Below are 14,338 nucleotides of genomic sequence, written 5' to 3' on the forward strand. Positions count from 1 at the left end.
CTAATGTGGGTTTCGACTACGCTCGACCTGACAGTTTCTTGGGATATGAATTAATTTATGGTTTCCCCGTTGCTTACATTTTCCTCATCAGGGTTGACAAATACAAGTTTGCCATCCTTGTCCTCAGTCATCAAAATCATCCCTTCACTTTCTACACCACGTAGTTTTCGTGGAGCAAGATTTACTAAAACAGTCACTTTTTTACCTACAATATCTTCGGGTTTAAAGCTATTGGCAATACCTGAAACAATGGTTCGTGTATCCAATCCTGTATCCACTTTCAATACCAAAAGCTTGTTGGCCTTTGGCATTTTTTCAGCTTCGATGATGGTTCCCACACGCATATCCAATTTGGAAAAATCATCAAATGTGATGGTGTCTTTTTGTGGGGCTACTTCTTTGTCCATTTGCGCATTAACTTTTTTGGTGGCTTCCAATTTGTCCAGTTGTTGTTGAATTTCCTTGTCCTCTATTTTTCTGAAGAGCAATTCGCTCTTGTTAATGGTGTGTCCTGCGGGAAGTAAAGTCTCTTTTAAACTAACATCATCCCATTCGATAGATTTCTCACTTTCTTTTGAATTGAGATTTAGAATTCCTTTTAATTTTTCTGAAGTGAATGGCAAAAATGGTTCGCTAAGCACTGCCAATCCAGTTGCAATTTGAAGTGCCACGTACATAATGATCTTTACGCGCTCTTCATCGGTTTTAATGAGTTTCCAAGGTTCTTGGTCGGCCAAATATTTATTGCCCAATCGGGCCAAGTTCATCAACTCTTGACTTCCTTCACGGAAGCGATACCTTTCTAAAGAGCTGGCCAATATTTCAGGATAACCCTTTAAGGATTTCAAAGTATCCAAATCCGTCTTGGAAAATTCAGCAGGAGTGGGAACAACTCCATCGTAATATTTATGGGTCAAAACGGCAACTCGATTCACGAAGTTTCCGAAAATGGCCACTAGTTCGTTATTGTTTCTTGCCTGAAAATCTTTCCAAGTAAAATCGTTGTCCTTGGTCTCGGGAGCATTGGCGGTCAAGGTGTATCGCAGTACATCCTGCATATCCGGGAACTCTTCCAAGTATTCGTGCAGCCAAACTGCCCAGTTTTTAGAAGTGGAAAGTTTGTTTCCCTCTAGATTCAGAAACTCATTGGCAGGCACATTGTCAGGCAAAATAAAATCACCATTGGCCTTTAACATACTTGGGAAGATAATACAGTGGAACACAATATTATCCTTGCCTATAAAATGTACCAATTTGGTGCTTTCATCTTTCCAATAGGGTTCCCAATCTTTACCTTCACGTTCGGCCCACTCTTTGGTAGAGGATATGTAACCGATAGGCGCATCGAACCATACATAAAGTACTTTGCCTTCCCCACCTGCAACAGGTACGGGAATTCCCCAGTCCAAGTCGCGGGTAACGGCACGTGGTTTTAAACCTTCATCAATCCAAGATTTACATTGTCCGTACACATTGGGTTTCCAATCGGATTTGTGCTCTTCGAGAATCCATTTTTTCAAAAATTCTTCGTAACGGTCCAAAGGTAAAAACCAATGTTTGGTCTTTTTTAAAGATGGAACCGTTCCTGTTATGGTTGATTTAGGGTTGATCAGATCCGTAGCATTGAGCGATGACCCGCAATTTTCACATTGATCGCCATAAGCTTCCTCGTGACCGCATCTGGGGCAGGTTCCAATAACAAATCTGTCCGCTAAAAATTGTGCGGCTTCGTCATCGTATAGTTGCTCGGTTTCTTCCTCAATAAAATCACCTTGCTGGTACATTTTTTTGAAGAACTCCGAAGCGGTGTCGTGATGGACTTTTGCGGATGTTCTTGAGTAATTATCAAACGAAATACCAAAATCAACAAAGGATTTTTTAATGATATTATGGTACTTGTCTATTATTTCCTTTGGGGTAACACCTTCTTTTTTGGCCTTCATGGAGATGGCCACGCCGTGCTCGTCGCTACCGCAGACAAAGGCTACGTCGTTTCCTTTTAAGCGTAAATAACGGGAATAAATGTCCGCAGGAACGTAAACGCCGGCCAGGTGTCCAATATGGATGGGACCGTTTGTATAAGGCAATGCTGCAGTAATGGTGTACCTAGAAGGGGATGTATCTTGAGCCATGTAAAATTCTAATTAGGCCTCAAAAATACTGATTTTAACGGGATAGACATAAAAAAGGAAGCCTCCGAAAATGCGACCCTATTTGGGGTGAGGGGGGCATTATCGAAGGGTTCCGAAAAATGGATAAAAACTGTCTTGTTTTTTTAAGCAATCATGACCGATTTACTCATTTTTTTATCACCCACAGAAATACGATAAATATATTTTCCTGTGGATAAACTGTCTCTCATCCGCTCACGTATATTGATGTCCACTTGACCTTCCAACATCATTTCGTTGAACAAAGTTCCTACACGCTGTCCCAAAATATTGAAGAGTTCAATGTCCACATGGGCCGATACGGGCAGTTCTAAATGGATATAAGGATTCCGTGGTGATGTTGGGGGGTATATTGCCGTGTGAGTTATGCCATCCAACACATCAATATTAGGGTCATTGGGGTCTTGACTTGGTGGTGTCTCTGGCAATATTGGCGGGTCGTTGTCCATGGCGATATCATCAAAGGTTTCACCGCTACAATTAAAGCCAAGGTCAATGGCCTGATAAGGATGGCCTAATAAATGCTGCTCCACAGATTCTCTTGGAACACAAAGCCATTCGGCCAACACGGTTCCATAGAGATTTCGGAAGTCCATGGTATATTCCAGGTTGCCACGGTTGTTGGGTTCGTCCAAGGATGGGTGCTCGCCCACAAATGCGCTTCCGCTCAATCCTGAACCAAAGAACAGGGTAGGAGCGGCCTTTCCATGGTCGGTACCGTTGGAACCATTTTCATAAATTCTACGGCCAAACTCGGAGAAAGTCATGCTCAGTACGTTATCGTCTTGCTCTGTGAAAGCCAAATCTTCGTAGAAATTGTTGATAGCGACAGATAGGTTGGACATCAAACGCTCATGAACTATGGGCTGATTACCGTGAGTGTCAAACCCTCCCAAGGAAATCATATAAACTTTGGTGCCCAAGTTCCCTTTGATCAATCGTGCCAAAAGTGCCAATTGTCTGGCAAAGCCATTGTCTTGGTACTCTACTTGGTTCTGACCTGCCATATAGGCATTGTGAATAATGCCGGCGTATTCATAAGTGGTGTTGGCCACTCCGCGAAGAAATCGAAGTTGGTCTCCGTACATACAGTCATCGAATGGTGCATTCTCAATATCGTAGAAGGTTCCGGTCTCTGCGATTTGTTCCAACTGATCGACATTGTTGGTCACAAAAGCATAATTGGTTTCCTCACCTTGGAAAACTAAGTTCGCCAAGTTTCCAATTTGAATAGCTGCCGGAGCTGCTGGTGGATTAATCAAATAATCGGGGTAAAGCTCTTCAAAATGTCTGCCCATCCAACCTGTATTTTCTCCTGAAAACCCAGTTGTAGTCAAATCGGTATTGGCAAAAATATCCGACCCTGTAAAATGGGAAAGACTTTGGTTTTCGTACCCCACACCATGTACGGCCTTAAATTGCCCATCTCCCCAAAGAGGTTCCAAGGCGCTCATATAAGTAGGTACCCCAAAGTCATCGGTAAGTTTTAAGACCTTGCTTTCTGGGATATAGATGTTGGGCCTTGCATTCGCATAAGTATCATATTGTTGTATCGGAATTACGGTACTAAGCCCATCGTTTCCTCCCGATAATCGAATCAAGATTAAAATATTGTCGGTCTCCGCTGCGGCAACTGCTGCCGTAAGTGGAGATGGTGAAGAAGCCGAAATAAAGTGGCTTCCCAAAAACATAGAACCCGAACCTGCAATGCCCAAGGCTTGGACAAAGGAACGTCGGCTCCATTTTTTGTGTTCCATATCGTGGCCATCGTGTTCAAGGCCTTTGTGAGGAGAATTATCGTGGGTGTGGTGATTATCGCACATGGTGATGGGGTTATTTTAGTTGAAATTCGGGCTCTCTGGATAAATGACGTAATAATACATGGACTTGTGTTGGAACTTCCATACTTGATGAAAGGACCCACCAGCCATTACCTCCTGGAATATAATCAGAGGAGTAATATTCCTCGGGTACGTCGTCAATCTTAAAGGCATCCATGGCCTTTTCAAAATCGGCATCCGTTAAAAGGCCTTTCGGTGTAAATTTGTTCACCAAGGCTCTAACCACGATTTCTGGGTTACTAGTATTGCTATTGGCTGGTCCAACAGCATCCATGGCCAAAGTTCTGAATTGTTCCGGGTCATTTTGGAAAAAACGATCAATGAATACTTCCATGGTGAGCCAACGACCAATAATAAAATTGGTGTTGATCCATGTTCGGTCCCGTTGCCAACCTTCCACTTCGGGTGGTTGAAAAAATCGCTGCCCAATCAGGGAGCAGGCATCAATCATATTAATGACAGTTCCATCATCATAAGAGAAACCGGATTCTTTTAAAAAGTTGAAATATAGGTCTGCAGGACTTTTAATGATTACCCCAATGGCGGTTTCATCAAAAAAGTGTTGGCTTTTGAACAGTTGACGCAGTACGGAAGCAATCTCAAATCCACTATTGATAAATGTTTGGGCCAAACCATCGATTATCTGGGGAGCAATTCCTCCATCATCACTCGTTGAATCGGGGTGGACAAAAAACTCGTATAATTTTTTGCAGATAAACCATCCTATTTCATTAGCTCTTTGGTTGAAGAGGATATCGATAACATCATCGTAGTCCCAATTTCCAGTTTGTCCAAATATGGTTTTGTTTTCCGTGTTGAACTCTGATGGGTCAAAGGTAACTTGCGTACATCCTTCCTCACCTCGTTCGGTATACCCTGATATTGCTTTGGCAGTTTCAATAATATCTTCTTCCGTATAATTGTTGCCCTCTCCCAAAGTGAAAAGCTCATAAAGTTCGCGTGCGTAATTTTCATTGGGATTGTCTCCACGGTTACGAACACCATCCAAGTAATAGAGCATGGCGCTGGTAAGACCAATCTCGCTAGTAAAGGTTTTAAAATTGCCCAAGGCATTCCGTTGCAAGCAATTGATATAATAGTATAGGAATCCAGGACAATCGTAGGTCTCCAATTGGGTTACAAAGTGATTGCTCCAGAAAAAGCTCATTCTATCGAGCAGTTCGTTGTCTACTATTGCATTACCGTAAGCTGTAGTAAAATCTTCTATTTGAGCTCTTCGCAATTGTCTGGCCAAATCATCATCGGCAGGGTAATTGGCCTCATTCCAATCGGCCCATTCTGGTGCAGGTATGGTTGGTGCCGCCAATGCTTGGTTTACTAAGTTGTCGACAAGAGTTCCTGCTGTTTGACCAACAGCGGCATTAATGGTTTGTACCGAGGCGCTAAAACCAAGCCTCCGGTACAGATGGGCCGCACGTATCTCATCTAATGGAGTAGTGTACGGTGCCAAGGTTGAGGAATTACAATTGATAAAGTACTCCATAGCAATGTCTGGCGTTAATTAGGTACATAGTTTTGGGGGTAACTATATGCTTATGCTAGTGTTGGGTGTGGTTCAATTGAGCCAACAAATTACAATCTTAACGATCTAATGTCCATGAACGACCAAATTTTTCGATGAAATGCGTATTTTTTTTAGATTTTTACTAATCGTATGGCCAGTCACAACACATTTGGAAAGCAAGGGGAGCAAAAAGCGGTTGACTTTTTAAAGGCTTCAGGTTATATAATAAAAGCACTTAACTATCGGTACCTCAATGCGGAAGTGGACATCATTGCAGAGAGAGATGGCTTCTTGGTCATCGTTGAGGTAAAGTCAAGAAACAAAGGGTTTTTGGAAGGTGTTTCTGATGTGATCACACCTAAAAAAATAAAATTGCTGACCATGGCGGCCAACCATTTTGTTGAAGCGTCCGACTTGGATTTGGAAGTACGTTTTGATGTAATTACGGTCATAAAAAATGCAGATAATTATGAAATTGAACACTTTGAAAATGCGTTCTATCATTTTTAACCATTTGTTTGTTTTGTAACAATATGTTATTTTTGTTCAAAACAATCACAATAATGAAAACAATATCAGCCGTAGTTGAGCATTACATCAAGAAAAAGCCCTTTTTGCAAACGGCCTTGGCACAGGGAATTATCAACTTGACTTCGTTGTCGAGACAGATAAAACCGGAAATCGCTGAGGAGCTTGGAAAGGATGTAAAAGATGGGGCCATTGTTATGGCACTAAAACGTCTTTCAGACGATTTGGAGTTTCGAGCTACACACAAAATTGTCAAGGTGCTGAAAAATATTGGTGAAATCACCGTACGCTCTAACCTTACCGATTACACCTTTTTGGCTTCAGACACTATATTGCAGCAACAAGCTAGATTGTTAGAAGAGGTGAATGCAAACCAAGATGTTTTTTATACCTCTTCTCGGGGCGTGAACGAAATCAATATCGTAATCAGTAATGTGATGGATGGTGTTGTGGAAAAATACTTTAAAATGGAACGTTGCACCCAAAAGGCTGAGGGACTTTCTTCCATTACCGTAAAATTACCTGCAGAGAACGTTTCTGTGCCTGGAATCTACTACTTCATCTTTCAGCGATTGGCTTGGGAAGGCATTGTACTTTATGAGGTGATTTCCACTACTAATGAGTTTACCATTTTAGTAAATGATGAGCAGGTGGATGTCGCTTTCAAGACCATCAAAGATTTAAAATCACTATAATTTGAGATTCATTTTCTTGGTCTAAACTAAAACGAATTCTTCTTCGTTCTAGAAAAAGACACTTTTTGGAAAAATGACCAAAAAAAGGATTCTTTACGGTTTTTTAGGCCTAATGGTATTGTATTTATGCTATTTGGCCTACGTTTTTATACTCTCTCCCAAGACCAATCTACAGTCCATTTACCTTATTCCGAAGGATGCAGTCTTTATTATTGAGTCGGAACAGCCCGTGGAAAGTTGGGAAAAAGTCAGCGAAAGTGAAGCTTGGCATCACCTAAAAAAGAATAATTACTTTTCAGAGCTTACCGAAAACATCCAACGGGTAGATACGGTTTTCAACGATAATCATAAACTGTTCGAGTTTTTTGACAATCGTTCCCTGTTCATTTCCATCCATATGATTTCTCCCAAGGATTATGGGATATTTTATGTACTGGACCTCAAACGTATCGCCAAACTGCAACTGCTCAAGACCTATTTGAATACGCTTCTGGATGATGGTTATGTGCTGAGTAAACGAACCTATCACGAACACGAAATTTTGGAAGTGCACGACAGGGAAAGCAAGGAAACCATGTATTTGGCTTTTATCAAAAACCAATTTGTAGCCTCGTACACCCACACCTTGGTAGAAGCTTCTATTGATCAATACAATGAGCCGGTGCTAGGGAGAAATCTTAATTTTTTGGAGATCAATCAAAAGGTAGGGCACGAGGATTTGTTCCGATTGTATGTACAGTACCACTATTTTGATGATTACATAAAACAATACTCGGACCGGCCTTCCGATTGGGTAAAAAGAGTGAGCGAAAACTTTTTGTTCTCAGGTTTTTATTTTGATTTGGACGAGCATAGTACGCTGACTGCCAATGGGTACACCAATATTAGTGCAGTTAACGAGTACTATTTGGAGGCGCTTCAAAAATCAGGTACAGCGGAGCGCTCCATTCCTAAAATTGCCCCAAATAGCACCGCACTTTACATCAGCTATGGGTTTGATAACTTTTCCAAGTTCTACGACAATTTCGAAATGGTCCAGCAAAACGACCCAGAGCAGTTCGAAAGCTATCAAGCAGGAATTGCCAAGGTGGAGAAATTTCTCAAAATCGATGTAAAGGAGAATTTTGTGAGTTGGATCGGTGACGAAATTACCGTACTACAGATTCAATCCCACATTACCAAAGGTAAAAATGATGTTGCCTTGGTACTCAAAGCGAATGATGCGGAAGATGCCAAGACCAATCTGGATTTTGTAGTGGAGCAGATTCGTAAAAAAACACCTGTCAAATTTAAAGCGGTCAACTATAAGGATTATGAAATCAATTTCTTGTCCATTAAAGGTTTTTTTAAAATGTTGTTGGGCGGTAGGTTTAATGAGTTTGATAAACCCTACTTTACCCAGATTGATGATTATGTTGTTTTCAGTGACAACCCCAATACCCTAAAAGGTATAATTGATAAGGTAGCGGAAGATGAAACGCTGGCAACTACTGAAGAATTTATGAAGTTCAACCAAAAATTCGATTCTGAATCCACTGTTTTCGTGTACAGCAATGTGCCTTTGTTGTTCGATAATATGTACGCTCTGGCCGATGCATCTACCAAACAAAAAATGCGGAAGAACAAGGATTTTATCATATGCTTTCCACAAGTGGGCTTGCAATTGTCCCCAGAAGATGATTTGTTCGAAAGCCGATTGGTGTTGAACTATCAGGATGTGGAAGAAGTAAAGAAAATTGTCAATACTCAAAAAAATACCACTAAAACAATACCAAAAACACAAAGTTCAGCTACGGCAGAGATTACCGATGCGGTTTTTAACCTGAGGCCCATTTACCCAACTGATTTAAATGCTGACTCCTTCAGTAAAAAATATGCTAATGGAAACATTCGGTTCGAAGTTGACCTGAAAGATGGATTAAAGCATGGGCGCTATGAAGAATTCTATTCTGATGGCACCCGAAAAATCCGTGGCCGCTTCCGAGAGGATGAACAAGTAGGCACTTGGCGTTACTATAATGCCGAAGGAAACCAAGTCCATAAAAAGCGGTTTTAGATTTCTCGTCGCTGCGCTCTGTCGAAATAACTTCCACGGGTAATTGTCATTTCGAACGAAAGTGAGAAATCTGATTTATCATTCTGAGGGTAGCGAAGAATCTACAAAAATATCCATTGAATGTACAGAGGATAAATTCCCCAACAATTACTACCTTTCTTGTCCAAACCAAACCTGCAAAAATGAAAAATACCCTAGTTGCAACAGCACTTCTTGTTGCATTCACCACAACCTTTACAGTCAATGCCCAAAAAATCAATTTCCCACAGCGTTACGAAACCTGGAAAGCAGCAGAAAAAGGACAATTTAAGTGGGATCAAGAAGCTTTGAATAAAGCAGTAGAATATGCCAATGCCAATGAATATTCTGGTTCCAGGGATTTGCGGATTGCCATATTGGAAGGTTTCAAACGCGAACCTTTTCATCAAATTTTAGGTCCTACCAAAAAACGAGGTGGTCCTGCAGGTATGATTATGAAAAATGGCTATGTGCTGGCTTCTTGGGGAGACACCAAACGTGTGGATATGACTTTCAGTGTTACCAAAAGCTTTTTATCCACTGTTGCTGGACTGGCAGAGGACCAAGGACTAATTAATGATACCAAAGATAAAGTAGGGGACTACATTTGGGATGGCACCTTTGATGGTGAGCATAATTCCAAAATAACTTGGGAGCATTTGCTACAGCAGAATTCCGATTGGTCGGGCGAACTTTGGGGTGGCAAGGATTGGGCAGATCGCCCACCAAGTGAAGGTGGTCTGGACGATTGGAAATTCCGAAAGCTCAACGAACCCGGTACGGTAATGGAGTACAACGATGTTCGCGTAAACGTATTGGCCTATTCGTTGACCCATGTGTGGAGAAAACCGCTGCCCATGGTCCTCAAAGAAGAGGTGATGGATAAGATTGGGGCGACCACAACTTGGCGTTGGTTTGGCTACGAAGATGCTTGGACCGTAGTCGATGGGATACAGATGAAATCAGTGACCGGTGGTGGGCACTCTGGAGCTGGACTTTTTATCTCCACAGAAGATATGGCCCGATTTGGAACGCTCTTTTTGAATAAAGGTACATGGGAAGATGAGCAAATCATCAGCGAAGATTGGATCAAAAAAGCCACTACGCCTTCTGTGCCCAATGTGAATTATGGCTATATGTGGTGGCTGAACCAACAAGGAGGACGCCACTGGGATGGTGTTCCCGAACATGTGTTCTACGCTGCAGGTTTTGGAGGCAACTTTATTGTGGTGGACCAAAAAAGTGGATTGGTCATTGTGACGCGCTGGCTGGAACCTTCAAAAATTGGGGAGTTCGTGAAGCAGGTGTATGAGGCTTTTTAAATTCATTCTGTGCGGATGCTGAGCGCTGGTCATTGAGCGAAGTCGAAATGAGTCGAAGTATGACACAGAATCTTGGCTACTTGATATTTCTTGTCGCTTCTCTCTGTCGAAATGACCACGAGTGCTTAATTGTCATTTCGAACAAACGAGAGAAATCTAAATAATTTTCGAGTTTAAAACTCTAGGCTAGAAATTCAAACAGAGTCTCGATGATAAGAAAGAAGCCTACAATAATCAATGCTGAAGAACCCGTAAGCATGGTAATATTATTGAAGGTGAAAGGCTTGCTTTTAATTGACTTAATCAAAAAGTATGTTCCACATCCTATTAAAACCAATCCTAAAAGGAATCTTAATATTTCATTGATCATCGTAACTGTTTTTTATCTGCTTTTGCTCCTTTTCCTTTTTTTATATATACTATATACAAAATACTTGTTAAGTATTTATAAAAGGATAATCCTAAGATTTCTCGTCGCTATGCTCTGTCGAAATGACTACTAGTGCTTAATTGTCATTTCGAACGGATGTGAGAAATCTAATCCTATGCTGAAACATTTTGCTCTTGTGGCGTAAAAGGCTCCAAAACCTTTAGTGCTTTATCCACACTCGTGATCTTATCAAAGACCAACAACAATCGGAGGCCATTTCGGGTTTGTTTTTCCTTGAGTTTTACAAGTTGGGGATGCGTCTGCGCATATTGCAGTATTTGGGTAAACACGGCACTTTGATAAAAACTGGATTGCTGGTCCGCAATAAAGTAACCGATAAATTTGCCCTTCTTCATGATCACCTTTTCCAAACCAATGTGAGTGGCGATCCATTTAACACGGACGGAATTCATCAAATCCACTACAGGCTCGGGCAACTCGCCAAAACGGTCCACCAATTGCGCTTCAAATTTCTGTAGGCCTTCCTCGTCCTCTACATCGTTCAATTGGGTATATAGGTTCAGGCGCTCGGTAATATTGTTGATGTAATCATCGGGGAAGAGCAGTTCAAAATCCGTGTCCAACTGCATCTCTTTTACATACACTTTTTCCTTGTCGCCCTCAACTTCATCATACAATTCCTTGAACTCGTTTTCCTTGAGCTCCTCTATGGCTTCGGACAGTATTTTTTGATAGGTCTCAAATCCAATCTCGTTGATAAATCCACTCTGCTCTCCTCCCAATAGGTCACCGGCACCTCGAATTTCCAAATCCTTCATCGCAATGTTGAAACCACTTCCTAACTCTGTAAATTGTTCAAGGGCTTCGATACGTTTTCGGGCCTCGGTGGTCATCACTTCATAAGGTGGTGTTATAAAATAGCAGAATGCCTTTTTGTTGCTTCGGCCAACACGTCCGCGCATCTGGTGAAGGTCGCTCAAACCAAAATTGTTGGCGTTGTGAATGAAAATGGTGTTGGCGTTGGTCACATCCAAACCACTTTCAATGATGGTGGTCGAAACCAAAACATCAAACTCACCGTTCATAAAGGAAAGCATCAAGGTTTCCAGTTTTTTACCCTCCATTTGTCCGTGTCCAATCCCAATTTTGGCATCGGGCACCAAGCGTTGCAGCATTCCAGCCACCTCTTTGATGTTCTCAATGCGATTATGGATAAAGAAGACCTGTCCGCCCCGTTGGATTTCATAGGATACCGCATCACGGATAATTTCTTCGTTCAGTTGAATCACATGACTTTCGATGGGGTAGCGGTTGGGTGGTGGCGTGTTGATCACGGAAAGGTCACGAGCGGCCATCAAACTGAACTGTAGCGTCCTTGGAATCGGTGTGGCGGTCAGTGTAAGCACATCCACATTTTCTTTGATGGAACGCAGTTTTTCTTTTACGGAAACCCCGAATTTCTGTTCCTCGTCCACAATGAGCAATCCCAAATCCTTAAATCTCACATTTTTGTTGACCAACTGGTGCGTTCCTATAATGATGTCAACTTTTCCATTTTCTAAATTCTCGAGGGTCTCTCTTTTCTCTTTAGCTGTTCTAAAACGGTTGAGGTAGTCCACCGTAACGGGCATTTCTTTCAATCGTTCCGAAAAAGTTCTATGATGCTGAAAGGCCAAAATGGTAGTTGGAACCAAAATGGCTACCTGTTTGCCATTGTCCACAGCTTTAAACGCTGCTCGAACGGCCACCTCAGTTTTTCCAAAGCCAACATCCCCACAAATCAATCGGTCCATAGGGCGTTCACTTTCCATATCCTTTTTTACATCTTGGGTACTTTTTTCCTGATCGGGAGTGTCCTCGTACAAGAAAGATGCTTCCAATTCGTACTGTAAATAGCTGTCGGGCGCATATTGAAACCCTTTTTCCAATCGACGTTTGGCGTAGACTTTTATGAGGTCGAAAGCAATCTTTTTAACCCTTGCCTTGGTCTTTTGCTTTAGTTTTTTCCAAGCAGCGGAACCTAGTTTGAATATTTTGGGAGGTGCTCCGTCCTTGCCGTTGTATTTGGAAATTTTATGAAGCGAATGGATGCTCACGTAAAGAATGTCACGGTCGCCATAAATCAGTTTGATGGCTTCTTGCTTTTTGCCCTCCACATCAATTTTTTGCAACCCGCCAAACTTACCGATACCGTGGTCAATGTGGGTGACATAGTCCCCAATTTCCAGTTTGTTGAGTTCCTTTAGGGTGATGGACTGCTTTTTCGCATAGCCATTCTTTAAATGGAACTTGTGGTACCGCTCAAAAATTTGATGGTCGGTATAGCAGACCAATTTGAGGTCATCATCAATAAAACCTTGGTACAATGGGAAAATGATGGTCTGATAGTGCACCGTTTCGTCCACTTCATCAAAAATATCGTGAAAACGTTTGGCCTGTTGCTCGGTGGAACAGAAAATATAATTGCTGTAACCAGCATCCCGATTGTCATTGAGATTTTCAATGAGCAAGTCAAACTTTTTGTTGAAAGCTGGCTGGGGTTTGGTGTTGAATTGGACCGTGGAAGCTGCCATCCCGAGCGCAGTCGAGGGAGATGCTTCTGTCTGCTTCTCGACTTCGCTCGAAGTGACAGATGGATTTCCAATCTCGAAACATAAATAATCTTGCAATTGGTTTTTCAACAAAGTTGAATCCAAAAAGAGTTCCTTGGGTTTCGCATGTTTGATTTCTTCGCTCAACTTGGCAAAACTCTCCTCTGCTTTTTCAAAAAAAGAATCAATGCGGTCATAGATCAGCGCAGGATTTTTCGCAAAGACTACCGTGTTGGCGGATATATATTTTAGGAAACTTTCCCGTACCTCCTCTGTGAACTTGTTCTCGACATTGGGAATAATGGTAATTTTCTTCACCCTGTCCGTGGAAAGTTGGGTTTCCACATCAAAAGTTCGAATGCTGTCCACTTCATCCCCGAAAAACTCGATACGATAAGGTTCGTCATGCGAAAAGGAAAATACATCCACGATACCGCCTCGAACTGAAAATTCCCCGGGTTCAGTCACAAAATCTACTCGTTTGAACTGATATTCAAAAAGGACTTCGTTCAAAAAATCCAACGAGATTTCATCACCCAATTTTATTTTTTGAGTGTTCCTGTCAAGTTCCTTTCGGGTTACTACTTTTTCAAAAAGGGCATCAGGATAGGTGACAATCACCGCAGGTTTTTTTCTTGAGTTGATGCGGTTCAAAACCTCTGCGCGTAACAGTACATTGGCATTGTCCGTTTCCTCAATTTGATAAGGTCTTCGGTAACTGCCTGGATAAAAGAGAACATCCTTCTCTCCAATCAATTGCTCCAAATCATTAAGGTGATAGGCGGCTTCCTCCTTGTCGTTCAAAATCAATAAAAACGGTGATTCTGCCGACTTAAATACTTCGGAAACCACAAAAGAAAGTGAAGAACCAACAAGCCCTTTTATGCTTATTTTTTGACTGTCACCTCGAGCGGAGTCAAGAGGTTGAGCAATAATCTCCCTCAGTTTCCCGAGTTGGGGAGACTGTTCAAATAATTTGGGAATTAGGGTTTTGGTCAATCCAAAAAACTTTGCGGCAAAGATATACCCCAGAAGCTTTTAGTGAAAATCTTTTTTTGTGTTTCTTATCGTCACGCTGAACTTGTTTCAGCGTCTTACTCAGATGCGATTCCGTGTTATGCTTCGACTCATTTCGACTTCGCTCAATGACCAGCGCTCAGCATCCGCACGGAATAACTGTCCTTGTTATGTCATTCTGAG

Annotated in this window: 8 protein-coding genes; 4 read left to right on the top strand and 4 right to left on the bottom strand. The window is 41.8% G+C overall.

What is annotated here, in order from left to right:
- Positions 1–50: 50 nt before the first annotated feature.
- The 3 genes from metG to ACQQ5U_RS16535 form a co-directional block, all read right to left on the bottom strand.
- Positions 51–2,132 carry a methionine--tRNA ligase gene (gene metG, locus ACQQ5U_RS16525; RefSeq protein ID WP_437399227.1) on the bottom strand — a complete coding sequence of 694 codons (2,082 nt, stop codon included), beginning with the start codon at positions 2,130–2,132 and terminating at the stop codon, positions 51–53.
- Between the two features lie 143 nt (positions 2,133–2,275).
- Positions 2,276–3,994, bottom strand: coding sequence for a DUF1501 domain-containing protein (locus tag ACQQ5U_RS16530; protein WP_437399229.1), 1,719 nt, complete (start codon positions 3,992–3,994; stop codon positions 2,276–2,278).
- 10 nt (positions 3,995–4,004) lie between these two features.
- A complete protein-coding gene (locus ACQQ5U_RS16535) occupies positions 4,005–5,516 on the bottom strand; it encodes a DUF1800 domain-containing protein (protein WP_437399231.1) in 1,512 nt (503 codons plus the stop codon).
- Between the two features lie 171 nt (positions 5,517–5,687).
- On the opposite strand from ACQQ5U_RS16535, the gene ACQQ5U_RS16540 reads away from it, so the two are divergent.
- The 4 genes from ACQQ5U_RS16540 to ACQQ5U_RS16555 all read left to right on the top strand — a co-directional run bounded on the left by ACQQ5U_RS16540 (position 5,688) and on the right by ACQQ5U_RS16555 (position 10,156).
- Complete coding sequence (locus ACQQ5U_RS16540; protein WP_437399233.1) at positions 5,688–6,047, top strand: YraN family protein; 360 nt, start codon at positions 5,688–5,690, stop codon at positions 6,045–6,047.
- A gap of 53 nt (positions 6,048–6,100) precedes the next feature.
- Positions 6,101–6,760, top strand: coding sequence for an aspartate kinase (locus ACQQ5U_RS16545; protein ID WP_119607470.1), 660 nt, complete (start codon positions 6,101–6,103; stop codon positions 6,758–6,760).
- A 73-nt stretch (positions 6,761–6,833) separates the two neighbouring features.
- Positions 6,834–8,816: a DUF3352 domain-containing protein gene (locus ACQQ5U_RS16550; protein WP_437399235.1), complete on the top strand. Its 1,983-nt coding sequence runs from the start codon at positions 6,834–6,836 to the stop codon at positions 8,814–8,816.
- A 182-nt stretch (positions 8,817–8,998) separates the two neighbouring features.
- Positions 8,999–10,156: a serine hydrolase domain-containing protein gene (locus ACQQ5U_RS16555; RefSeq protein WP_437399237.1), complete on the top strand. Its 1,158-nt coding sequence runs from the start codon at positions 8,999–9,001 to the stop codon at positions 10,154–10,156.
- A 543-nt stretch (positions 10,157–10,699) separates the two neighbouring features.
- On the opposite strand, the gene mfd is transcribed toward ACQQ5U_RS16555, so the two are convergent.
- Positions 10,700–14,137, bottom strand: a complete 3,438-nt coding sequence (gene mfd, locus ACQQ5U_RS16560) for a transcription-repair coupling factor (RefSeq protein WP_437399239.1) — start codon at positions 14,135–14,137, stop codon at positions 10,700–10,702.
- Between the last annotated feature and the right edge of the window lie 201 nt (positions 14,138–14,338).

Source organism: Flagellimonas lutimaris (assembly GCF_051494225.1).
Classification (GTDB): domain Bacteria; phylum Bacteroidota; class Bacteroidia; order Flavobacteriales; family Flavobacteriaceae; genus Flagellimonas; species Flagellimonas lutimaris_A.